The organism is Bradyrhizobium lablabi, assembly GCF_018131005.1.
Taxonomy (GTDB): domain Bacteria; phylum Pseudomonadota; class Alphaproteobacteria; order Rhizobiales; family Xanthobacteraceae; genus Bradyrhizobium; species Bradyrhizobium lablabi_D.
In genome coordinates this window covers 81,801-104,882 of sequence record NZ_JAFCJK010000013.1, presented here as the reverse complement: position 1 = coordinate 104,882, position 23,082 = coordinate 81,801, and the positions used below count along the sequence as shown (strand labels likewise).

20 protein-coding genes are annotated in these 23,082 nt (G+C 63.7%); 8 read left to right on the top strand and 12 right to left on the bottom strand.

The annotated features are described in order from the left end of the window. Position 1: 1 nt before the first annotated feature. The gene (locus JQ553_RS30240; RefSeq protein WP_212503715.1) at positions 2 to 322 is read right to left on the bottom strand and encodes a KTSC domain-containing protein; all 321 of its coding nucleotides are present in this window, start codon (positions 320 to 322) and stop codon (positions 2 to 4) included. A gap of 319 nt (positions 323 to 641) precedes the next feature. Next, positions 642 to 1,400: a TylF/MycF/NovP-related O-methyltransferase gene (locus JQ553_RS30235; protein ID WP_212503714.1), complete on the bottom strand. Its 759-nt coding sequence runs from the start codon at positions 1,398 to 1,400 to the stop codon at positions 642 to 644. Between the two features lie 594 nt (positions 1,401 to 1,994). On the opposite strand from JQ553_RS30235, the gene lpxA reads away from it, so the two are divergent. From lpxA to lpxB, 3 genes are read left to right on the top strand one after another with little or no spacing between them, the layout of a single operon-like run. Then, entirely contained in the window at positions 1,995 to 2,789 is a 795-nt protein-coding gene (lpxA, locus tag JQ553_RS30230; RefSeq protein ID WP_212503713.1) for an acyl-ACP--UDP-N-acetylglucosamine O-acyltransferase, read from the top strand. Positions 2,790 to 2,807: 18 nt separating this feature from the next. Continuing rightward, positions 2,808 to 3,665, top strand: a complete 858-nt coding sequence (locus JQ553_RS30225; RefSeq protein WP_212503712.1) for an LpxI family protein — start codon at positions 2,808 to 2,810, stop codon at positions 3,663 to 3,665. Between the two features lie 2 nt (positions 3,666 to 3,667). After that, the gene (lpxB, locus tag JQ553_RS30220) at positions 3,668 to 4,849 is read left to right on the top strand and encodes a lipid-A-disaccharide synthase (RefSeq protein ID WP_212503794.1); all 1,182 of its coding nucleotides are present in this window, start codon (positions 3,668 to 3,670) and stop codon (positions 4,847 to 4,849) included. A gap of 232 nt (positions 4,850 to 5,081) precedes the next feature. Here the strand turns inward: lpxB and gltA are convergent, their stop codons facing one another. Both gltA and gltX read right to left on the bottom strand, forming a co-directional pair. Next, positions 5,082 to 6,386: a citrate synthase gene (gene gltA, locus JQ553_RS30215; protein ID WP_212503711.1), complete on the bottom strand. Its 1,305-nt coding sequence runs from the start codon at positions 6,384 to 6,386 to the stop codon at positions 5,082 to 5,084. Between the two features lie 147 nt (positions 6,387 to 6,533). Beyond that, a complete protein-coding gene (gene gltX / locus JQ553_RS30210) occupies positions 6,534 to 7,961 on the bottom strand; it encodes a glutamate--tRNA ligase (protein WP_212503710.1) in 1,428 nt (475 codons plus the stop codon). A 65-nt stretch (positions 7,962 to 8,026) separates the two neighbouring features. On the opposite strand from gltX, the gene JQ553_RS30205 reads away from it, so the two are divergent. The 4 genes from JQ553_RS30205 to JQ553_RS30190 all read left to right on the top strand — a co-directional run bounded on the left by JQ553_RS30205 (position 8,027) and on the right by JQ553_RS30190 (position 11,397). Then, positions 8,027 to 8,614, top strand: a complete 588-nt coding sequence (locus JQ553_RS30205) for an NAD(P)H-dependent oxidoreductase (RefSeq protein WP_212503709.1) — start codon at positions 8,027 to 8,029, stop codon at positions 8,612 to 8,614. Between the two features lie 75 nt (positions 8,615 to 8,689). After that, a complete protein-coding gene (locus JQ553_RS30200) occupies positions 8,690 to 10,372 on the top strand; it encodes a glutamine--tRNA ligase/YqeY domain fusion protein (protein ID WP_212503708.1) in 1,683 nt (560 codons plus the stop codon). Between the two features lie 24 nt (positions 10,373 to 10,396). After that, a complete protein-coding gene (locus JQ553_RS30195; RefSeq protein WP_212503707.1) occupies positions 10,397 to 10,783 on the top strand; it encodes a nuclear transport factor 2 family protein in 387 nt (128 codons plus the stop codon). 251 nt (positions 10,784 to 11,034) lie between these two features. Then, positions 11,035 to 11,397, top strand: a complete 363-nt coding sequence (locus tag JQ553_RS30190; RefSeq protein ID WP_212503706.1) for an SPW repeat protein — start codon at positions 11,035 to 11,037, stop codon at positions 11,395 to 11,397. 208 nt (positions 11,398 to 11,605) lie between these two features. On the opposite strand, the gene JQ553_RS30185 is transcribed toward JQ553_RS30190, so the two are convergent. Then, on the bottom strand, positions 11,606 to 12,934 hold the full coding sequence (locus tag JQ553_RS30185) for an MFS transporter (RefSeq protein WP_212503705.1): 1,329 nt from the start codon (positions 12,932 to 12,934) through the stop codon (positions 11,606 to 11,608). Between the two features lie 432 nt (positions 12,935 to 13,366). Here JQ553_RS30185 and JQ553_RS30180 point away from each other — a divergent pair, with 432 nt between their 5' ends. Then, positions 13,367 to 15,652, top strand: a complete 2,286-nt coding sequence (locus JQ553_RS30180) for a ComEC/Rec2 family competence protein (RefSeq protein WP_212503704.1) — start codon at positions 13,367 to 13,369, stop codon at positions 15,650 to 15,652. Positions 15,653 to 15,655: 3 nt separating this feature from the next. Here the strand turns inward: JQ553_RS30180 and JQ553_RS30175 are convergent, their stop codons facing one another. The 7 genes from JQ553_RS30175 to JQ553_RS30145 all read right to left on the bottom strand — a co-directional run bounded on the left by JQ553_RS30175 (position 15,656) and on the right by JQ553_RS30145 (position 23,066). Continuing rightward, entirely contained in the window at positions 15,656 to 15,871 is a 216-nt protein-coding gene (locus JQ553_RS30175) for a hypothetical protein (protein ID WP_212503703.1), read from the bottom strand. A gap of 154 nt (positions 15,872 to 16,025) precedes the next feature. Next, on the bottom strand, positions 16,026 to 16,454 hold the full coding sequence (locus JQ553_RS30170; RefSeq protein ID WP_212503702.1) for a hypothetical protein: 429 nt from the start codon (positions 16,452 to 16,454) through the stop codon (positions 16,026 to 16,028). Positions 16,455 to 16,760: 306 nt separating this feature from the next. Then, positions 16,761 to 17,465, bottom strand: a complete 705-nt coding sequence (gene lexA, locus JQ553_RS30165; RefSeq protein WP_212503701.1) for a transcriptional repressor LexA — start codon at positions 17,463 to 17,465, stop codon at positions 16,761 to 16,763. Between the two features lie 201 nt (positions 17,466 to 17,666). Continuing rightward, positions 17,667 to 18,878 carry a gephyrin-like molybdotransferase Glp gene (glp, locus tag JQ553_RS30160; RefSeq protein WP_212503700.1) on the bottom strand — a complete coding sequence of 404 codons (1,212 nt, stop codon included), beginning with the start codon at positions 18,876 to 18,878 and terminating at the stop codon, positions 17,667 to 17,669. Positions 18,879 to 18,993: 115 nt separating this feature from the next. Then, positions 18,994 to 19,629, bottom strand: a complete 636-nt coding sequence (locus tag JQ553_RS30155; RefSeq protein ID WP_212503699.1) for an HAD family phosphatase — start codon at positions 19,627 to 19,629, stop codon at positions 18,994 to 18,996. A 754-nt stretch (positions 19,630 to 20,383) separates the two neighbouring features. Next, positions 20,384 to 21,631: a serine hydrolase gene (locus tag JQ553_RS30150; RefSeq protein WP_212503698.1), complete on the bottom strand. Its 1,248-nt coding sequence runs from the start codon at positions 21,629 to 21,631 to the stop codon at positions 20,384 to 20,386. 64 nt (positions 21,632 to 21,695) lie between these two features. After that, positions 21,696 to 23,066 (bottom strand): amidohydrolase family protein, encoded by a 1,371-nt coding sequence (locus JQ553_RS30145; protein ID WP_212503697.1) that lies wholly within the window; start codon positions 23,064 to 23,066, stop codon positions 21,696 to 21,698. Positions 23,067 to 23,082 lie beyond the last annotated feature (16 nt).

The window sequence follows — 23,082 nt, the reverse complement described above, 5'->3', positions numbered from 1 at the left end:
GCTACGTGCGACAGGCGTACCGGCCGTCCGCGCCCGCGATCCGCAGCACACGGTTCACGAACAATCCCATGGACGGCGCGTGCATCAACGCATCGAACGTCTCCATGGGTACGCCGCAATACTGCTGGTAGGTGCCTCTGACGGCGACCAGCAGGGCGCGTTGCGCGGAGTCGTAACAGACGCGCTGGACGATGGTGGTGCGATCGATGTCGCGGCATTCGTACGTTGCCAGATCCACGGCGTTGCCGCTCCCGACGGCAATCCTCTCCGGGCTGATCGGTGCGGCTAGCAGGCTGAAGATAAGCGCGGCGGCCCGGACCATGGTTGGGTGCATCCGTTCATCGCAACAGGCGGTCTATGATATGCGACGAAGGGAAATTCATCCAGCGATCGTCGGCAGTGACGGAAAGTCCATGACCTTCCGTGCAGCATCACCTGAAATTGCCGTCGGGAGTTACCTGGAGGCAGGTCCGCGTACTGGTCGTCGAACATGGCCAAGCCACGCCTTCCCTAGAGCGTTTTCGAGCGAAGTGGAAACCGGTTCGCGTGAAGAAAACGCGTCAAAACAAGAATCTAGAGCCCCATTCCGATTCCATCGGAACGAAAAGGGCTCTAGCTGGTAAGGGCGTGGGCTCGCGAAACTAGTCGGTTAGTTTGATTGCGCTGCGACCCGTGTAATCGGTCCGATGCAACATTAGCGGAATCTTGTGCGCGGCCATGTATTCGTCCACAGCCTTCTTGCAGCCGGACCATGCGCCATAATCATCCACCAGTAATACGCCACCCTTGGCAAGGCGCGGGAACAGGACTTCGAGCTCGATTTTCGTCGAGGCGTACCAATCGGTGTCGAGCCGCAGCACCGCGATCTTGTCAGGAACCTGTTCGTACAGGGTCTCGGCGACGTCGCCCTTGACAAATGTAAGCCTATCCTCCGGGTAGCGGGTCGACAGCAAGTTGCGCCTGACTTCATCGATCGAGGCATAACACCAGTCGTTATGCTCCATCGTTCGGTTTTTCGTCCATAGACGCATTGCGTTGTTTCCGTCCCAAGGGGACACGTCTTCAGCGCCAGGTTCGGCCATGCCGGCGAAGGTATCATAGAGCCAAATTTGGCGCGTGGTGTCGGCGCGCGCCAGCAGGGCCAGGGCCCCTAGCATGGATACGCCGCCGCGCCATACGCCACACTCGACGATATCCCCGGCAATAGCGTGTTCAGAGACGTATTTGACCGCCTGGAACTGCGCATATAGCCGTTCGCGCGAAACCATCGTGTATGGGGCGCAAATGGCCGAATATTCGCGAAACTCAGGCTCTAAAAAGGGAGCATCCTGACGAGCAATATCGAGTCCGAACCGATCAAACACTCTGCGCGCGAGCATCGCCAGATTGGCAGCTTGCATGCCGTATATCCCCCGTAGATCTAAGCTTTTTGTATGTCATGCTGGGGGCCAAAGGGCAAGGCTAGGGCTATATCGCCGCCGCAACAGGGCGGGCCGTCGCGCGAGTATCTTCATTCGGTAACCCTTCGACATCGCGCGCAATGACGCAGGTATTGCGTTGGTCATTGTAAGCCAGAACCGGCGAGATTGATCGTTTCCATCGCCGGAAGAATTTCTGACTGAAGTCTCGCGACAACCACAACCTCGCGTTGCCTCCACGTCGACCGCTTATCGCACGTCAGATTGTCGTAGCAGTAGCCCCGGCATCGAACGGCCGCGGCCTCTCCCAGGCGGCGCAGCCATAAGCGTCGGCGGACGCTCGAGCTGATCAAGTTCGCCCTAAGGGGACGTCCTACATTCTTTGTGGTCCGCTCTGATTCAGAGGAACTGGCGGTATTTTGATCGGCCTGCGGCCTATACGCCGAGCCAAGCAATTTCAAAGACTTGGATGATCTGCTACGTCACTGGACAGATCAGGCAAAGTCGGGCTAACCACCGGAAAACCCGACGATTTAGCGCACTCGGCGCCATTAACGAATTCCGGACCGTTCCTCCATGAGCATAATCGATCCTACTGCGCGGATTGCAGATGGCGCCGTGATCGGCGCGGGCACGCAGATCGGCCCGTACTGCGTCATCGGCCCCGACGTCGTGATCGGCGACGACTGCAAGTTGATCGCCCATGTCACGATCATCGGCCATACTAGAATTGGCGCGGGCTGTGTCATCTCGCCGTTTGCGGCGCTTGGCGGGCCGCCGCAGGACCTCAGCTATCGGGGCGAGCCGACGCGCCTTGAAATTGGCTCCGGCTGTATGATCCGCGAAGGCGTCACAATGAATGTCGGCACCGTCAAAGGCGGCGGCATAACCCGTGTGGGCGATCGCGGCTACTTTATGAACAACAGCCATGTCGGTCATGACTGCACGGTCGGCAACAGCGTGATCTTCGCCACCTCCGCGACTCTCGGGGGACATTGCGAGATCGGCGACTTTGTCTATATCGGCGGCCTGTCCGCGGTACACCAGTTCACGCGTATCGGCCCGCAGGTCATGATCGGCGGTGTCTGCGGCGTGCGGGGCGACGTGATCCCGTTCGGGCTGGCTAACGGTCATCGTGCCGTCCTCGAAGGTCTGAACGTCGTGGGCATGAGGCGCCGCCAGTTCACCAGGCAGCGCCTCGCGACGGTGCGCGGGTTCTATCAAAAGTTGTTCCTTGGTCCCGGCGTCTTCGCAGAGCGTCTGACCGCCGTGCAGCCGCTTGCCGGCGAGGATCCCGCGATCGCGGAAATCCTCGCCTTCATCGAAGGCGGCAGGCACCGCGCGCTCTGCCTTCCCGCCAACACACGGTGAGCGCGGGATGGTCCCAGCATGACGTCACCGGCGCCTTCGATCTCCTCACCTGTCGGTGTGATCGCCGGCGGCGGCGCGATGCCATTTGCGGTGGCGGACTCGCTGGTCGCGCGCGGCATCACGCCGGTGTTGTTCGCGTTGCGCGGCGCATGCGATCCTGCGCGCGTAGAGCGCTTTCGTCATCGCTGGATCTCAGTCGGCCAGGCCGGGCGTGCGACGCGGCTGTTCCGCGAAGAGGGCTGCCGCGACCTGGTCTTCATCGGCACGCTGATCCGTCCGGCGCTTTCGGAGATTCGGATAGACTGGGGCACGCTGCGTGTGCTGGGCCAGGTCGTGCGCGCATTTCGCGGCGGCGACGATCACTTGCTATCGAGCGTCGGCCGCATCTTCGAGCAGCAGGGGTTCCGCTTGATTGGAATCAAGGACGTTGCTCCCGATCTCCTGATGCCGGAGGGCACCGTCACACGCGCAATGCCCGACGGCGGCGCGCTTGCCGACATCGCGCGGGGACGCGGCGTGCTAGAGGCGCTTGGTCCGTTCGATATCGGCCAGGCCGCTGTCGTGATCGATCGGCACGTCGTGGCAGTCGAGGATATCGAAGGCACCGACGGCTTGCTTGCGCGCGTCGCGCGGCTGCGCGCCGACCGCCGGATCCGCGCCGCCGCCGGCCGCGGCGTGCTGGTCAAGGCCCCGAAGCGCGGGCAGGATCTGCGCTATGATCTGCCGACCATCGGGCCGCGCACGGTCGAGAGTGCGGCGAAGGCCGGGCTCGCCGGCATCGCGGTGGTCGCCGGCAACACGATCGCGGCCGACTCGCAGGGCATGATCGAGGCGGCCGACAGGGCCGGCCTGTTCATCCAGGGCCTGCCCGCGTGACGATGTTTCCTCCGAATGGCACGACGGAGCGGAAGATATTTCTGATCGCTACCGAGGAATCAGGCGACCAGCTCGGCGCCGAGCTGATGAAGGTCTTGCGCCAGCGCCTGGGCGACTCGGTTCGTTTCGAAGGCGTCGGCGGCCGCGCCATGGTGCACGAGGGCCTCGCATCGCGGTTTCCGATCGAGGAGCTCTCAATCATCGGCCTTGCTTCGGTCGTGAAGCAGTTGCCGAAAATCCTGCGGCTGATCCGCGAGACGGCGGACGCGGTCATCGATGCAAAACCCGACGTGCTCGTCATCATCGACAGTCCCGACTTCACCCATCGCGTGGCACGCAACGTCCGCCGGCGCAACCCGCAAATACCGATCGTCGATTACGTTTCGCCCTCCGTCTGGGCCTGGCGGCCGGGCCGCGCCCGCGCCATGCTGCGCTATATCGATCACGTGCTGGCGCTGCTGCCGTTCGAGCCCGAGGCATATCAGCGCTTGCACGGCCCACCCTGCAGCTATGTCGGCCATCCTCTCACCGAGCAACTCGGGACGCTTCGACCCAACGAGGACGAACGCAAGCTGCGTGAGGGGGCGCGGCCCGTGCTGCTGGTGTTGCCAGGAAGCCGGCGTAGCGAGGTGCGGCACCATATAACGGTGTTCGGCGACGCCCTTGGTCGCCTGCAAAGGGATGGCGCAGCCTTCGAGCCGGTTCTGCCGACCATGCCGCATCTGGAGGTGGCTGTCCGTGAGGGCGTCAAGGCTTGGCCGGTGCAACCGCGGATCGTGCTCGGCGAGGCCGAAAAGCGCGCCGCATTCCGGATCGCGCGCGCGGCGCTCGCCAAGTCCGGCACCGTGACGCTGGAGCTAGCGCTTGCCGGCGTACCCATGGTGACCGCCTATCGGATGGCGCCGATCGAGGCTTTCATTCTGCGTCGGGCGGTCAAGTTGCAGTCGGTGATCCTCGCCAATCTCGTGATCGGCGGGGAGGTGATTCCGGAATTCCTGCAGGAGGGCTGTACGCCAGATAATCTCGCACAGGCGCTCGGCAAGGTGCTGGCGGATACGCCCGAGCGGCGGCGGCAGCTCGAAGCGTTCGCGACACTGGATGCGAAGATGTCCACCGGCAGTCAGCCGCCGAGTGTCCGCGCTGCCGACATCGTGCTGTCGACCATCGGCCGGCGCTCCGGTTAGTCAATTCGCGTTTGTGGGCCCATGGGCCTTCCGGCAGCTGGCGCAATGGCAATGGACGACGGGAACTGGATCGGCGTCAACCTGATAGGCCATATCTCCGCACACGCGGCTTCCTGTCAGGATGTGGGCTCCCTCCCGCGTGAGCCAGATCGAGCAGGCGCCACAAAAAATCTCGCCCAAAGATGTCTGATCCTGGGGCGAGATCGGTTGGTTCGTCGGCCGCGTCCGCCTGTTATTTGCGATTGTCGATCTGAATGTAGTCGCGGCGGCCGACGCCGGTGTAGAGCTGGCGCGGACGGCCGATCTTCTGCTGCGGATCCTCGATCATCTCGCTCCACTGGCTGATCCAGCCGACGCAGCGGGCAACCGCGAACAGCACGGTGAACATCGAGACCGGGAAGCCCATCGCCTTCAGCGTGATGCCCGAGTAGAAGTCGACGTTCGGGTACAGCTTACGCTCGATAAAGTACGGGTCGTTGAGCGCGATCTTTTCCAGCTCCATTGCGACTTTCAGCATCGGATCGTCGCCGTGACCGGTCTCCTTGAGCACGGCGTGACACATCTTTTGCATGATCTTGGCGCGCGGATCGTAGTTCTTGTAGACGCGATGGCCGAAGCCCATCAGGCGTACTTCGCTGTTCTTATCTTTCACCTTGGCGATGAAGTCCGGAATGTTTTCGACCTTGCCGATGCCGTAGAGCATATTAAGTGCGGCCTCGTTGGCGCCGCCATGCGCCGGGCCCCACAGGCAGGCGATGCCGGCCGCGATGCAAGCGAACGGATTGGCGCCAGATGAGCCGGCGATGCGTACCGTTGAGGTCGAGGCGTTCTGCTCGTGATCGGCATGCAGGATGAAGATCTTGTCGAGCGCGTCGGCAAGCACCGGATTGATCTTGTAGTCCTCGCAAGGCACGGCGAAGCACATGTTGAGGAAGTTCGCGGCAAAGGAAAGCGAGTTCTTCGGATAGATGAAGGGCTGGCCGACCGTGTACTTGTAGGCCATCGCGGCCAGCGTCGGGATCTTGGCGATCATCCGCATCGAGGCGATCATCCGCTGCTGCGGATCGTTGATGTCGGTCGAGTCGTGATAGAACGCGGCGAGCGCGCCGACGGCCGCCACCATGATCGCCATCGGATGGGCGTCGCGGCGGAACCCCTGGAAGAAGCGAGCCATCTGCTCATGCACCATGGTGTGGTGCGTAACTCGGTAGTCGAAGTCCTTCTTCTGCGCCGGCGTCGGAAGCTCCCCGTAAAGCAGGAGGTAACAAGTCTCCAGGAAGTCGCCGTGCTCGGCGAGTTGCTCAATCGGGTAGCCGCGATACTCGAGGACGCCGGCGTCGCCGTCGATGTAGGTGATCTTGGACTGGCAGCTGCCGGTCGAGGTGAAGCCGGGATCGTAGGTGAACACCCCGGCCTGGCCGTAGAGCTTGCCGATGTCGATGACGTCTGGTCCGATCGTGCCGCTCAGGATCGGGAAATCATACGTCTTGTTGCCGATGGTGAGCGTGGCTGTCTTGCTGCTGGATTTTGCGTCCATCGTGAAATCCCCGATGAATTCGTTGCGAAAACCGACCTTGGCCGGCTGCCGGCGCATGGTGGGGCGGCGTGTCTAGAAGACATTGGGTGATGCCTAGCCGATTGCAATGTGCGCTGCAAGGTAGACCCTGGGATGGGTCGTCCACGATTATGGCGTCGCCTGGTCGGCGAGGCGGGCAAGGCATTCCTGACGCCCCAGCACGGCCAGAACGTCGAAAATGCCCGGCGACGTTGTGCGTCCTGTCAACGCTACCCGCAGCGGCTGCGCGACGGCACCGAGCTTCAAATTGTTCTGCTCGGCGAAATTCCGCATGGCGGTTTCAGTGGTTTCCGCATTCCAGTCATTCACCGCTTCGAGCGCTGTGCGCAGCCTGCCGATCAGCGCGCGCGTTTCCGGTGTCAGCAGCGCGGCTGCCTTTGGGTCGAGTTCGAGCGGGCGGTCGGCGAAGATGAAATAGGCGCCGCCGATCAGCTCGATCAGCGTCTTGGCGCGCTCCTTCAGGTTCGGCATCGCCCGCAGCAGTTGTGCGCGCGTGGTGTCGTTGAGCTTGGCCTTGAGCGTCGCGCCCTCTGGGACGTAGTCGAGCACATTCTCGAACTGGATCACGAGGGATTGATCGTCGCTGTGGCGGATGTAGTGGCCGTTGAGGTTCTCGAGCTTGGCAAAATCGAACCGCGCCGCCGAGCGTCCGATCGCCGGCAGATCGAAGGCATCGATCATCTCCTCGGTCGAGAAGATCTCCTGGTCGCCATGGCTCCAGCCAAGCCGTACCAGGTAGTTGCGCATTGCGGCGGGCAGATAACCCATGGCGCGATAGGCGTCGACGCCGAGCGCGCCATGGCGCTTCGATAGCTTCGAGCCGTCGGGACCGTGGATCAGCGGGATGTGAGACATGTTTGGAATGTTCCAATCCAACGCTTCGTAGATCTGCTTTTGGCGCGCCGCGTTGATCAGGTGGTCGTCGCCGCGGATCACATGGGTGACGCCCATATCGTGATCGTCGACGACGACCGCGAGCATGTAGGTCGGGGTGCCGTCGCTGCGCAGCAGCACGAGATCGTCGAGGTTCTCGTTCTGCCACACCACGCGGCCCTGAACCTGATCCTCGATCACGGTCTCGCCGGTCAGCGGCGCCTTGAGACGGATGGTCGGTTTCATGCCGGCGGGCGCGGCGGCGGAATCGCGATCGCGCCACATTCCGTCATAGAGGCGGGTCCGGCCCTCGGCGCGCGCCTTCTCGCGCATCGCGGCGAGCTCCTCGGGTGTCGCATAACAGCGATAGGCCCGTCCTGCCGCGAGCAGGCTCTCGGCGACCTCGCGATGGCGGGCGGCGCGACTATATTGGTAGATGACGTCGCCGTCCCAATCGAGTTCGAGCCACTTCAGTCCGTCCAGAATCGCATCGATGGCTTCCCTGGTCGAGCGCTCGCGGTCGGTGTCCTCGATTCTAAGCAGCATCTTGCCGCCGCGCTTCCTGGCGTACAGCCAGTTGAATAGCGCGGTGCGGGCACCTCCGATATGGAGGAACCCGGTCGGCGAGGGGGCGAAGCGGGTGACGATGGACGAGTCGGTCATTCGAGGGTGAGCAAACCGGTTGGGAAGAGCGCGACCGTGTATCACACGCTCGGGAGATTGTGCCAATGCTAATCCAGGTCGTTCATAGCCATCCGCTTCAGGACAGCTACAATCACGCACTGTTCCGGACCATCGTCGACACGCTCGCACGCCGGCATCAGGTGATCGCGACCGACCTCGACCGTGAAGGGTTCTCTCCGGTCATGACCGAGGCGGAGCGTCGCAGCTACTACCAGGGGCCTTATGCCGAGGAGGGGGTGGCGCGCCTCGTCGCCGACCTGCGGCGGGCGGACGGCATTATCTTCTGCTTCCCGCACTGGTGGTTTTCGATGCCGGCCACGATCAAGGGCTATTTCGACCGTGTTTGGGCGCCGGGAACCGCTTTCGTCCACGATCTGGCCGGCGCCCGCATCAAGCCGTTCTTGACCAACATTCGCCTTTTCGGGGTGGTGACAAGCTATGGATCGCCGTGGTGGCTGACCCGCATCGTGATGCAGGATCCCGGCCGCAAGGTGCTGTTCCGTGCATTGAAGCCGATGTGCGGCCCGGCCGTCCGGTCATTCTACCTCGCGCACTACGACATGGACCGCTCTACGCCCATGTCGCGGCAGGCGTTTCTTGAGCGGGTGCGCGCCCGGGTGGCCGGACTATGACTGCTGCGGCCACAGGGCTTGGCCTGACGGCGCGAATTTGGCAGAAGGTCCGCTAGAACCTTCAGGAAACCCTTGATGACGACTGACACAGCGACGGCAGAGGCAGGGCGCGACTTCATTCGTGACATCGTCCAGGCCGACCTCTCTTCCCACAAGTACGGCCAGATCGTGACGCGCTTCCCGCCGGAGCCGAACGGTTACCTGCACATCGGCCATGCCAAGTCGATTGCGCTGAATTTCGGCATCGCGGAGGAATTCGCCGGGCGCTGCCACCTGCGTTTCGACGATACCAACCCGACGAGGGAGGAGCAGGAGTATATCGACTCCATCCAGGCCGACGTGCACTGGCTGGGCTACGATTGGGGAACCCACCTCTATTACGCCTCCGACTATTTCGAGCGTCTCTACGAGTGGGCCGAAAGCCTGATCAAGGCCGGCTGTGCCTATGTCGACGACCAGTCGCAGGCTGAGATCCGTGCCGCGCGCGGCACGCTGACCGAGCCGGGCAAGAACTCGCCGTTTCGCGATCGCTCCGTGGAGGAAAACCTCGATCTGTTCCGCCGCATGAAGGCAGGCGAATTTCCGAATGGCACCCGCGTGCTACGCGCCAAGATCGACATGGCCGCCGGCAACATCAACATGCGCGATCCCGTGCTTTACCGTATCCTGCACGCCCACCATCCGCGCACCGGCGACAAATGGTCGATCTATCCGAGCTATGATTACGCTCACGGCCAGTCGGACGCGATCGAAGGCATCACGCATTCGATTTGCACGCTGGAGTTCGAGGATCACCGGCCGCTCTATGACTGGCTGCTCGAAAAGCTGCCGGTGCCGTCGACGCCGCACCAGTATGAGTTCGCGCGGCTCAATTTGACCTACACGCTGCTGTCGAAGCGCGTGCTAACCCAGCTCGTGCGCGACGGCCACGTCTCGGGCTGGGACGATCCGCGCATGCCGACGATCGCAGGGCTGAAGCGGCGCGGCGTGCCGCCGGCGGCGGTGCGCGAATTCATCAAGCGCGTCGGCGTGGCCAAGGCCAACAGCGTGGTCGATGTCGGCATGCTCGAATTCTTCATCCGCGAGGAGTTGAACCGCACGGCCCTGCGGCGCATGGCGGTGCTGCGGCCGCTCAAGGTCGTGATCGAGAACTACCCGGAGGGGCAGGTCGAGGAGATCGAGGCGATCAACCATCCTGACAACCCGGATGCCGGCACCCGGAGGATCGCCTTCGGCCGCGAGCTCTTTATTGAGCGCGACGATTTCATGGAGAACCCGCCGAAGAAATTCTTCCGTCTCTCGCCTGGCAACGAGGTACGGCTTCGCTACGCCTACTTCATCAAATGCACGGGTGTCATCAAGGATGCCTCCGGCGAGATCGTCGAGCTGCGATGCAGCTATGACCCCTTGACCAAGGGCGGCAACGCGCCCGACGGCCGCAAGGTGAAGGCGACGATGCACTGGCTGCCGGCGGCGCAATCGAGGCCTGCGGAGATCCGCATCTACAACCAGCTGTTCGCGACGCCCAATCCGGATGCCGGCAATTTCGTCGCCGACCTCAATCCGCAATCGCTTGAGGTGCTGACCGACGCACGGGTCGAGCCCGCAATCGCCGAGATCAATTCGACCGAGGCGATGCAGTTCGAGCGGCAGGGCTATTTCGTGCGCGATCCCGACTCGACCGCGGAGAGGCTGGTGTTCAACCGCACCATCGGCTTGCGCGACACCTTTGCCAAGGAAGTCGGCGGGAAGAGCTAGGCCGCAGTCAAAACGGGGCGACGGATGCCAAGCGAAACCGACGACATCGCTTCCGCCATTATGGAAAAATGGTCGGCGGGCTTCAGCACTCTCGACGCGGCCGCGCTGGCGGCGCTTTATTCGAAAAGCGCATTCTTCTTCGGCTCGAACCCGACGCTCTTTCGTGGCCGCGACGGCGTCAAAGCCTATTTCAGCGGCCTGCCGCGCTGGAGCGCGCCACGCGTCCAGTTCAGCGAGGTCAGGACCGAGCGGGTGAATGCCGATCTGGTCAACATGGCGGGCATCGCGTCCTTCTTCCTTGAAGACAATGCGCCGCCTCTGTCTTTGAAGATCACCTGGGTGATCGCGCGCGAGGACGGCGACTGGAAGATCGTCTGCCATCACGTGTCGTCGCAGACGCGGCTGATCTAGCCATTGCACGGGCACGAGGCGCCAGCGCAGCCTTTGTAGTCAGCGAGAGTGCGTGGGCAGAGCGCGCGGCCGGGCATCACGCTGCATCTGGAGATGGGACCAAGCTCGTAGACCATCGAGGGCACATTTCGGGTGTTGGGCGGTCCGGATTGTCGTGGGCTTGCGGATCAGCAGCGGCAACACATCGCAGGCCGGACAAGTGCTTTATCGTCCCTCCGGCACCATATCCCCGGAAGAGGGAGGTGAGCATTATGCGCATTCAACACTGGCAGGACGCTGCCAGCCTGTTGGTAGGCGTCTGGCTGGTCGCGTCGCCGTTTGTCCTGGGCTTCTCCGGGGCGGCTCTCTGGATCTCCGTCGTGCTTGGATTGAGCGTCGTGCTGTTTGCCGTCGAGGCATTCATCATTCCGTCCTATCTGGAGGAATGGGGTGAGATGCTGATGGGGTTGGCTCTGGTGCTGGCACCTTGGACGTTCGGCTACGACCAGGGACCGGTCACTACAAGTAGCGTGCTGGCCGGCATCGTGGTGATCCTGCTCGCTGGCTGGGAACTGCTGACGGATCGTGATTTCGCCACCTGGTGGCACGATCATTGGCATCACCGGGCTGGCTGAGAAGTGAAGCTGACAGCGGTATTGGCCCGACCGTCATTCGCTGGCGGTCGGAGAAGCGACGATTGGTGTGAGTACTCCTGATACCCGCGTTTTCCAAAGGATCACGCGAAAGGCAGAGCGGGGCGACGTCACAGAAGCATTGTCCCGCTCTTGCCGAAATGGATCACAACCGGGGCCGCAGGGGCGACCGCCTGCGGCGGGGTATTCCTCACGCGGCGGTTCTCGCCTCAATTTGCTCCCAGATTCTGGTTCTGCGAGTCTCCGGCATCAGGAAGACGGCAAGTACGAAGCACACGGCGGGCACGACAATCGGGTAGATCAGCGCGTAGCCGATGCTGCCGGTGGCCGCGAAAGCCGCCGAGGTGATGAACGGCACCAGTCCGCCACCCCACCCGTTGCCGATGTGATACGGCACCGATACTGACGTGTATCTGATCCTTCCCGGGAAGAACTCCGCCAGGAACGCGCCGACCGGCCCGTACACCATCCCGACGTAGCAGACGAGGATGAAGATGATGAACACCGCGACCGGATAATTGATGTTTCCGGGGTGCGTGACCGAGCCGAGCCACAGATACAGCGGATAGTAGGTGATGGCGGCGAGCAGCATGCCTCCCAGGATCACGGACTTGCGGCCGATGTGATCCGACAGCCAGCCAAAGAAGATCAGGCTCGGAGTTGCGATCAGCAGTGCTGCTCCCACGATGTAGGCCGAGGTTACCGCGTCCACCTTCGAAACCTGCTGCAGGAAGTACAGTGCCCAGAACTGGCCGCTGTACCAGACCACGCCCTGTCCGATCAGGACCACGGTCGCGATCAGGATGTATTTGATATTCGAACTCAGGAAAGCTTCCTTCCACGGGTTCATGGTCATCTGCCCGCGGGCCTTGATCTCTTGGAAGATCGGCGTCTCCTGCAACTGAAGCCGGATGTAGATGGCAATCGCCACCAAGAGGAACGATAGCAGGAACGGAACGCGCCACGCCCATTGATTGAAGGCCTCGTTACCGAACCAGGTCCGAGTAAGGATGATGACGGCCAGCGACACCACGATGCCGAGAGTAGGAGAGGTCTGCAGCCAGCCGGTATAGTAGCCGCGCCTGTCGTCGGGCACATGCTCGGCGACATAGGTGATGGCGCCGCCATACTCGCCGCCCAGGCAGAGGCCCTGGATCATGCGCAGACCGAACAGAATGAATGCGGCGGTGAGGCCGATCGACTGGTAGGTCGGGATCAGTCCGATCGCGCCCGTTCCCAGTCCCATGCCGGTCAGCGTGATGAGGAAAGTATATTTGCGGCCGACCCGGTCGCCCATCCATCCGAACAGGAATGCTCCCAGTGGGCGGATCAAAAAGCCCGCGGTGAACAGCGCGATCGTGCTCAGCAGCGCTGCAACGGGGTGGGACTGCTCAAAGAACTTGACCGACAGGACTGCGGCCAGGCTGCCAAAGATGTAGAAGTCATACCATTCGATGATGTTTCCCACCGACGCAGCGACAATCACGCGACGAAAATCGCTCGGTACTTGAATTGCCATGTGCTGCTCCTATCAATTCAAACGCTACTCCTCGCTTTTTTTCAGCGATCTGCTCGCTCGCGGAGGACGCGTGGTGCGTGGCGTTGCAGGCGAGAATTGCGAGGTCGTCCGCAACGCCTGGTCTCTGGGGAGTCTTGGTCCACCAGAGAGGAGCTCCAGCGGCCTTCAGTGCCGCGAGCCGTCAACCGCCTCTTGCGGCGGTCCCGAAGAGGTGGCGGTGCCGGCAGTTTAATCCCAATGGGATTGGTACCTAATGAGACTTTCGGCTCGATCGGTTTGACGCAGGCGAGAACTGCGGTCGGCATGTGGCAGCGGAGGGGCCGTTGGGTCTGGCGGCCGACCTTGTTGATCGGCATTCTGCATCCGTTCCGCTAGCGGTGAGGTTACACCTTCCGGTAGTTTTGCGCCCCGACAGGGATCGCAAAGCGAGAGATGGCGGAGCAGGGCACGACGCCGGGCGGCAAACGCGGCTATGCGGGGACGTGGCCGCCACGCGCGGTCGCACCTGCCGGCGGCTACGTGCCGGTGCGGGTCAGCGTTTGGCCGTCGTTCGTCGAAACGTTGCGGCAATGGGCTCGCGCCGAGGCGGGCCCCGGGCGCCTGCTGCCCTGGGTGCCAGTGGCCTTCGGCAGCGGCATCGCATTCTACTTCGCCGCCGACCATGAGCCGGTGCTGTCTGTCGCAGCGCCGGTCGCCATTGTGCTTTGCGTGCTGGCGTTGCTGCTGCGGCGGCAGAAGGTCTTTCCCGTCATCATCATGGTGGCGGCCTTGGCGGCGGGCTTTGCGACCGCGAGTTGGAAGACCGCGCGCGTGGCGCATGGTGTGCTGGCGCGGCCGATCTTTTCGGCATCACTCACCGGCTTTGTGGAGACGCGCGATATTCGCGAGAGGACTGACCGCTTCGTGCTGCGGGTGGTCACGTTGGAGAGCCAGCGCGACACGATCAGGCTGGAGCGCGTGCGCCTGTCGGTCAGGAAGGGCACTGCGCCGGCGGTCGGCAGCTATGTCGAGTTGAAGGCGCGGCTGTTGCCGCCGCTTGGGCCGCAGCGTCCCGGCTCCTACGATTTCGGCCGCGATCTCTATTTCCAGGGCATCGGTGCCTCCGGCTTTGTGATGGGGTCGATCAGGACGAAGGAGCCGCCCGCGAGCGGCGGCCTGGCGCTGCGCTACGCGGCCTTCATGCAGGGGCTGAGGGACGCGATCGACGCGCGCATCCGCACGACGCTCGACGGCGACAGACGCGCAATCGCGACCGCGCTGCTCACCGGCCGGCGCGATGCGATCTCCGAACCTGTCAACGACGCGATGTTCATCTCCGGGCTTGGCCATGTTCTGTCGATCTCCGGCTATCACATGGCTGTTGTCGCCGGCGTCGTCTTCTTCGCGGTGCGCGCGCTGCTCGCGCTGTTTCCGGTGCTGACCGTCGGCCGTCCGATCAAGAAGTGGTCGGCCGCGGCCGCGCTCGTCGCCGCCGCATTCTATCTGCTGCTGTCGGGCGCGGAGGTCGCAACCCAGCGGTCGTTTTTGATGACGGCCGTGGTGCTGATCGCAGTCATCGTCGATCGCCGTGCGATCACGTTCCGCACGTTGGCCGTGGCCGCGCTGATTGTGCTGGCGATCGCACCCGAAGCGCTGGTGCATCCAAGCTTCCAGATGTCGTTCGCGGCGACCCTCGGGCTGGTCGCGCTGGTGCAGGTCGGGATGCCGAGCCTGCTGGCGTCTCCCGATCATTCGGCGACCGCGCGCGTCGCACTGTGGGGCGGCCGCGAGATCGCCATGCTGGTGCTGGCGTCGCTGGTGGCAGGACTTGCGACGACGCCCTATGCCGCGTTCCACTTTCACCGCATCACGCCCTATGGGCTGCTTGCCAACCTCGCCGCGATGCCGGTGGTTTCGGCGCTGGTGATGCCGGCCGGGCTGTTGGGGCTTGTCGCCATGCCCTTCGGCTTCGACGGCGTGTTTTGGGCGGTCATGGGCGCCGGCATCGACTGGATGATCGTGGTCACGCAATGGGTCGCGGGCCTGCCCGGCGCGGTCGGCCGTATCGGGGCGTTCGGGATCGGCCCGCTGATCGTCGCGAGCGCGGGCATCATCCTGTTTGGGCTGTTGCGTTCGCCGCTGCGCTGGTCGGGCGCAGCCATGCTGGCGGTGGCGCTGGTCTGGGCCGTGAGGGCACCGCAGCCGGATGTCATGGTCTCCGCCGACGGCCGCAACGTTGCCGTGCGCGGCGGCGACGGGCGGCTGCACCTGATGCGAACCGCCAAGGATGCCTTCCTGGTCAAGGAGTGGCTGGCAGCGGACGCGGACGCGCGCACGGCGACCGATCCTTCGCTCGCGGATGGCGTCTCGTGCGACGGGACCGGCTGCGTCACGCAGGTCGGGGGCGGCGGCTTCGTCGCCCTGGCGACGCGGCCCGAGGCGCTTGCCGATGATTGCAAGCGGGCGGCGCTGATCGTGACCGCGCGGCCCGTGCCGCCCGGGTGCGTCGCCGCCGTGATCGATGCCGAGCGGCTGCGGCGTCACGGCGCTCTCACACTGCGCCGCGTCGGCGGCGCCTTCCATTTTGAGGCGGTCAAGCCGGGTGGGATCGATCGGCCGTGGTCGCCGGCGGCGCCTGGGGACGGCGAGCCGGAGCCGCTGTTGCGCGCGCGCAGCGACGCGTCGGGGCCGGCGGTCGATACGACGCCGGCACAAGCCGACCTACAGGGGGACGACTAGCGGTCACCCCGACGAAGAGTGGGGCGGCAGCTCGAAGGCGCCGAGATGGTATTCATCGGAGCCGGCGTCGGGCCGCCTGACGAGGGTGAAGGCCGCTTCCGGATATTGCTGCCAGATATTCAGGTCATCGGCCGTGACCGTGAGCCAGCCGAACCGGAACATGTAGCGGCCCGGCTCGGTGACGCGTCCAGCCCGTTGCCATGTGACCTTGTCGACCACCGATCACGCCCCCATCCGCGGGCGATGATGCGCCAAGGCACCGCTGAACGCAATTCGCCAAATGGCCCCGGAACCAGTGGTCCCGGGGGCATTGAAATCGTTCAGGTCACGCGCCGCGGGGCCGGGCAAGGCCAAGCCTGCAGCTACGATGCTCTCAACCCAAAAACAGCGATGCGAATGCGGACGGCCTCGTTTCCGCGACCTTGGGCTTGTGCTCGACGGCCGGATGAACGGCGGGAAGTTGCAGCACGGTCACCCGCTGTCCCTCGCGGAGCTGGGTCACGAGCACATGGCTGCCGTCGGGGAATTCGACCGCATCATGATGGCGGTCCGGAACGTCGGGCTCGACCTCATTGAACACGCCGACGCGATAGCCGATCGTCTTGGTCCAGATCCAGCGGCTGTCGTAGCGGACGTTTTCGGCGAAAGCGAGCTCGGTGCCGGGCAGCATGCAAACCGCCACGGTCGGATCGTTCTCCGACGCAAAACCGCGGGTCGAGGTGCCGCGGAATGTCGTGGTGATCAGCGTCTCTCCAACTATGGCGGGACGCGACTGCACGGCGTGCAGACTATAGTCACACATCGGATAGCTCCTCGGTTCGAGATAGCGACCCTTGCCTCTCCCTGAGGCGCGGGCCTCTACCAGAGTGGACGACAGCAGACGAGTTTTTCCTCTTTTATGGGCGATTGTACGACTGGCCGCGCCGCTCTCCGATCACAAACGCGCTACAGTGCCCAGGAAGGTATCCGGGCGCACCGGTGGGCAGCCACACGGGCGCAGTCCACAAAGCAACGGCGCCGCGCGCCGCGCGTTCCATCGCACCGATGTGCATTGCGACTCTGCGCTCGAGTCCGGCGCCAAGTGAGACACCCAAGCCCCGCGTCAAAGTCAGTATTTGCGATAGAGCGCGATCAGCTTGCCCTGGATGCGCACCCGGTTCGGGGGCAGGATGCGCACTTCATAGGCCGTGTTGGCCGGTTCGAGCGCAATCGATGCGCCGCGGCGGCGGAAGCGCTTCAACGTCGCTTCCTCCTCGTCGATCAGCGCGACCACGATATCGCCCGTGTTGGCGGTATCGTTGCGTTGGATCAATGCCACATCGCCGTCGAGGATCCCGGCATCGACCATGGAGTCGCCGCGCACCTCCAGCGCATAGTGCTCGCCGGAGCCGAGCATATCCGGCGGCACGCTGATGGTGTGGCTGCGGGTCTGCAGCGCCTCGATCGGCGTGCCGGCCGCGATCCGGCCCATCACGGGGACGGCGACGGGGCGGTTGCCGTCATCCTCGGCGGTCGGCGGCGTGCTGCTGCGCCTGCCAAGCGTGCCCTCGATCACGCTCGGGGTGAAGCCACGCCGGCCATTGCCGCCGCCTGCCGAGAGCTCGGGAAGCTTGATCACCTCGATGGCACGGGCACGGTTGGGCAGGCGACGGATGAAGCCGCGCTCCTCGAGCGCGGTGATGAGGCGGTGGATACCGGATTTCGAGCGCAGATCGAGCGCATCCTTCATCTCGTCGAAAGAGGGCGGCACGCCGGCTTCCTTCAGACGTTCATTGATGAAACGCAGAAGTTCGTACTGTTTGCGCGTAAGCATCTCGCGTATTCCCCCGGTTGATGGCGTCGTTCGATCCAAGATTCAGGAAGCCTGACCTTGAGGAGCATTGCGCTCCTGGCCGGTGACACTAGGTCTCGAAACAAATCATGAACGGACACTATATGTTCGATATGTGTTCCGCAACCACTTAATTTCCGGTGAACATGGGTGAGCATAGCCGATGAAACGCAGCCGCGCGCTTCATTCCGGCAGCGACAGGATTTCGCAGGCGGCGCCTTTCTCGGCCGCGGGCGCGAACGGCGGACGGATCACAAGTGCCCGCGCCGCAGCGAGATTCCCCAACAGCGAGCTGTCCTGGTGGGTGACGGGGGTCGCGATCAGCGTGCCGTCCTCGCGCTCATCGAGCTGCGCCCGCAGATAGTCTTCGCGCTGGTCGTTGGCTGCGAGATCGCGGCCGAGCAGGGCGCTTTCGCGGACATGATGAATCGCCTTGCGGCCGCTCAGTGCCCGAATCAACGGCACCAGGAACAGGAAGCCGCAGACATAGGATGACACCGGATTGCCGGGCAGGCCGATCACCCGCATTCCGCCGAGCCGCCCATGCATCATCGGCTTGCCCGGCCGCATCGCGATCCGCCAGAACGCGATCCTGACGCCCTCGGCCTCCAGCGACTGCTTGACCAGATCGTGGTCGCCGACAGATGCGCCACCCGTGGTGATCAGGATGTCGGCGCCGACCTCGTGCGCCCGGCGGATGCCAGCCGAGGTGGCCGCCACAGTGTCGGCGGCGACCCCGAGATCGACGGTCTCGGCACCCTCGGCGCGCGCCAGCGCGCGCAGGGCATAGCCATTGGAGTAGACGATCTGGCCGGGCCCCGGGACCGATCCCGGCATCACCAGTTCGTCGCCAGTCGCGAGGACCGCGACCTTTGGCCTGCGGCGCACCGGCAATTCCGGATAGTTCATGGCGGCGGCGAGCGAGAGCGCGCGGTCGGAGAGGCGGCTGCCTCCGGCGAGCAGGATATCGCCCTCACGGAAATCGACGCCGGCGACGCGGATATGCCGTCCCTTGGCGGCGGTTTCGGTAATGGTGATGTGCTCGCCGTCGGCCCGCGTGTTCTCCTGGATGATCACGGCGTCGGCTCCAGCGGGGACCACGCCGCCGGTGAAGATCCTGACCGCCTCGCCGGCGCCGACCGTCCGCTCGAATGGCCGGCCGGCCGCGACTTCGCCGATCACCTTGAGGCGGGCCGAAAGATCGGATGCGTCGGCCGCGCGGACGGCGTAACCGTCCATCGCCGACATCGCCTGCGGCGGCTGGGTGCGGCGCGCCGCGATGTCGCGCGCAAGCGTGCGGTGCCAGGCGGCGTCGAGCGCAACATTCTCTTCGGGCAGCGGGTCGGCGCCGGCGAGAATGGCGGAGAGGGCATCGGCAACCGGCATCAAGGCCACGGGCAGAACTCTTTTTGTTTGAGCATGATCTCCGCGCCAAACGCTACGCGCTTGTCGCGTGGGAAAACCGGTGTCCACTTTGCGCTAACGCCGCCCTCCGGGTCCGGATCATGCTCTAGCCTGTCGGAATCTCAAGTGCGCTCAGTGCCCTCGCCACGTCATCCGTCGATGTCACGTGGATGGCACGAAGGCCGCGCGCCCGCGCGCCCTCGATGTTGGCGACCGAGTCGTCGAAGAACAGGATACGCGACGCCGGCGCGCCGATCGCTTTGACCACGTGATCATAGGCCTCGGCATCGGGTTTTCTCAAGCCGATCGCAGAAGACAGGAAAATCTCGCGGAAGTGTCCGAGCACGTCGGCATAGGCAACCGAGAAGTGTTCGATATGGGCGGGATTGGTATTGGAGAAGGCATAGATCGGCATCCGTTTCGCGGCGCTCGCGAGCAGGGCCGCGATGCCGGGTATTTCGCCCGCGATCAGGGCGTTCCAGCCTTCGAGGAACTGTGCGTCCGTCAGCTCGATCCCGAGCGAGCGGCGCAGGTTCGCAAAGAACGCCGCGTCGTCGATCCTGCCGGTCTCGTGATGCCTGAAGCTGTCGTCGATGACGAAGCGTCCCATGAGGTCAGCAGGCGCGCAACCGGCGTGGCCGGCCCAGATCGCCATGACATTGTCGAAGCTGATATCCAGCACGACGCGGCCGAGATCGAACAACAGCACGTCGACGGAGTTGGGGGCGAGGGAGGAGGTCATTGCGCGAAGGGTGTACGAAAATCCGGGGCGGGCGGCAATGCGTTCGAGAGGGGCGGATCGAGCGGGCGACAGCAGTCTCATTGTTGCGGCAATGACGGGGTGAAGAGTTCGGATTCACGTTTCAATCAGCCTTTCGCGGTGTCATCACCCACGAAAGCGGGTGATCCAGTATTCCGGAGACGTCAGCGCGAGAGCCGAAAGGCCGCGGCGTACCGGTTGCCCCGCCCTCGCGGGGCATGACGGAACGAGAGGACATGCGCTCACATTCTCGCGGCACGATCTGCCCGAGCTTTAAGTCTCTTTCCACCCTCTCCCGAAGTGGAGGGCGCAGGGAATGCCGGGTGCGCGCTGCACCCGCGGTCTCGTGTGCTGATTGTAGAAGGAAGCGCACACGAGCATACAGGTTCAGCGGAGGCAATCCGGCATTCCCTGCGCGATGGTTTTACGGCTTATACGTGTTCTTCCCGGTGAGACCAGGCTTTGTTGTCACCGTCATCCCTGAGGAGCGTGAGCTTCTTAAGAACTTGACACCTGCCACTGGGGCGTCAGAACCACACGACTTCGCCGTCCGCCTCTCGCGCACTCGTCAGTTGCGCGCTCGGCGTCCACCGCATCTCACCGCAACGTTCGTGACGATCGCGAAGCGCCCCTCGATCGGGTGAGATGGGCGGAATTGAACAACTGATTTGCCCGACGACGGAAGTGAAATATTTTTCGTGGCAGCGCTTGCCACGTCGGGCAAATCAGTGATCGCCTACCGCTCGGCGTTCACGAACTGATAGGCGCCGCGTTCGAATGCGTCGTAGACGGTGAGCGCCTTGGGGTCGGCGAACGGGAGGTACTGCATCATGATCACGCCGGCGATGCCGCGCGTGGGGTCGATCCAGAAGAACGTGTTGTTGATGCCGCCCCAGCTCAGGCTGCCCGGGGAACGCTTGCCGGGGACCTGATCGGTCGTGATGAGGAAGCCGAGCCCCCATTTGTCCCGGCCGTCAGCGATGAACGTGAAATCGGCGCTGCGCGGCAGCGCGCTCTTGAGCGCCGGCACCGAGATCGCGCCGATCTGGTTCTGCTCCATCAGCGCGACCGTCTCGGCCTTGAGCACGGGCACGCCGTCAAGCGCGCCGCCATTGAGCAACATACGCATGAAGCGCCCGTAATCATCAGCGGTCGAGGCGAGGCCGCCGCCGCCGATCGGCGCCGCTATGGTGAGCCCGGGCTGCGGCTTTTGCAGCTCGACGGCGCCGTCCATGCGCTCGCCTGCGCGCTGCTGCTGCGCCACGAGGCGCGGTCCCTTTGCTTCCGGCACGTTGTAGGAGGTGTCGTCCATCTTGAGCGGGGCAAAGATGTGTTCGCGGAAATAGTTCTCGAGCCTCTCGCCAGACACGACCTCGACCAGCCGTCCGACCACATCGGTGCTGGTGCTGTAATGCCAGCGTTCGCCCGGATCGAACAACAGCGGTCCGCCGAACGGATAGGTTTCGCCGGCGCGCGGCTTGAAATCGCGCCATATCGCGCTGGTGAACGGATAGGCCAATCCGGACGTATGCGTCAGAAAGTGTCTGACAGTCGCCGGCCTTGATGCCGGGCGGAGCCGATAGGCTCCCGTCGCCGCGTCGAATGATTCAAAGACCTGAAGTCCGGCAAGCTCCGGCAGATATTTCTCAGCGGGGTCATCGAGACCGAGCCGGCCCTGCTCGACGAGCTGCATCAGCGCCGCCGACGTGATCGGCTTGGTCATCGAGGCGATGCGAAACAGTGCGTCGGCCTCGAGCGGGCGGCCGGTCGCTACATCGGCCACGCCGAATGCGCCCCGATAAAGCACGTGCTCGCGATCGCAGATCAGCGCGACCACACCCGGCACGTCCTTGCGCTCGACCGCGCCGCTCAAGCTCGCGTCGATGGCAGCGCTTCCTGGCCGGTTCTGCGCGCTCGCGGTCCCGGCCAATGCACCGATCGTGACACCCACGGTGAAAGCAATTTCGGCGGTCTTTCGATGCATTGAAGCCCCCCTGTTGCACGCCTCTTGTTTATCAACACTGGGTTGATCGGGCGGACGCGCTTGTTTAGCCCTTTCGGTCTCCGACCAAAAGGTTCTTGTAGATCTTTCCGTCCTTCATGATCACGAGGAAATTCTTGGCCGGATTCTCGACGAGCTTGATATTGTCGGTGGGATTGCCATCGACCAGCAAGAGGTCAGCCAGCGCACCTTCCTCCACCACGCCGAGCTTGCCGGGATAGGGATTTCGGAGACCGGACAGGCTCAATAGCTCGGCATTCGTCGATGTCGCCATTCTCAGCGCTTCGGCTGGACTATACCAGCGCGTCAGGCTCGCCAGCATGGCGCCCTGCTGCTCAGCCAGCGCCTGCGAGAACAGAACGTCGGTGCCGAACGCGGTCTTGATTCCGTATTTCTTCGCCAGGGCGTAGACACGGTCGGTCCCGCTGACCACTTGCCGCATCTTGTCTTGCTCCGAGGGCCCCAGAGCACTTGCGGCGGCCGCGTCGAGGAAAGGCTGCGTGCTCAACCAGATTCCCTTTTCGGCCATCAGGCGGGCCGTGTCCTCGTCCATCAAGTGCCCATGCTCGATGCATTTGACCCCGGCCGCGATCGACCGCCGGATCGCAACCGACGTATAGGCGTGGGTAGCGACGTAGGTGCCCCAGTTCTCGGCGGCTTCGACGGCCGCGCGTAACTCGGGCTCGGTGAATGTGGATACGTCGAGCGGACTGAATGGCGACGCGACCCCGCCGCCCGCGGTGAGCTTGACCTGCGTCGCCCCTTGCATGAGTTGCTCACGCGCGCGAACGCGGACCTCGTCCGGACTGTCCGCGACCATGCTGCCCCCGATTTTCTCCATGCGGCTGAGCATGCCGCCGATCGTTCTCGGCAGGTCCGAGAGTTGCCGGAAATCGCCATGGCCGCCAGTAATGGTGATGATCGCACCGGACGGATAGATGCGAGGTCCGGCGACGAGGCCGTCATCGATGGCACGCTTGAGGCCGAAGGTCGGCCCGCCCATGTCGCGAATGGTAGTGAAGCCGCGCATCAGCGTGGCCGTGGCCTCCGCGGCTGCGAGAAGATTGAGGTAGCCGACGTCTCCCGAGATGGCGGCCACCGGCGTCGGACGCACCAGCATCGCATGCCAATGTGCGTCGATCAGCCCGGGCATCAGCACGCGCTCGCCGCCGTTGATCACCTCGGCGTCTGCCGTGATCGCCGCGGTCGAGATCTTCTCGATCTTGTTGTTCCGGACCAGGACATTTGTGGGTGCGGAGATCGCACTGTCCTTCCCGTTAAAGATGCGGACGTTCCGGAACAGCACAGCCGAACCCTGCTGAGCCCGAGCAGGGGACAAAGCCTCAAGGCTCAGTCCGATCAACGCGAGCAGTACGAGAATTCTGAAGACTGCTCCCAGCTTCTTCAAATCTGACATATTCGATCTCCGCCGA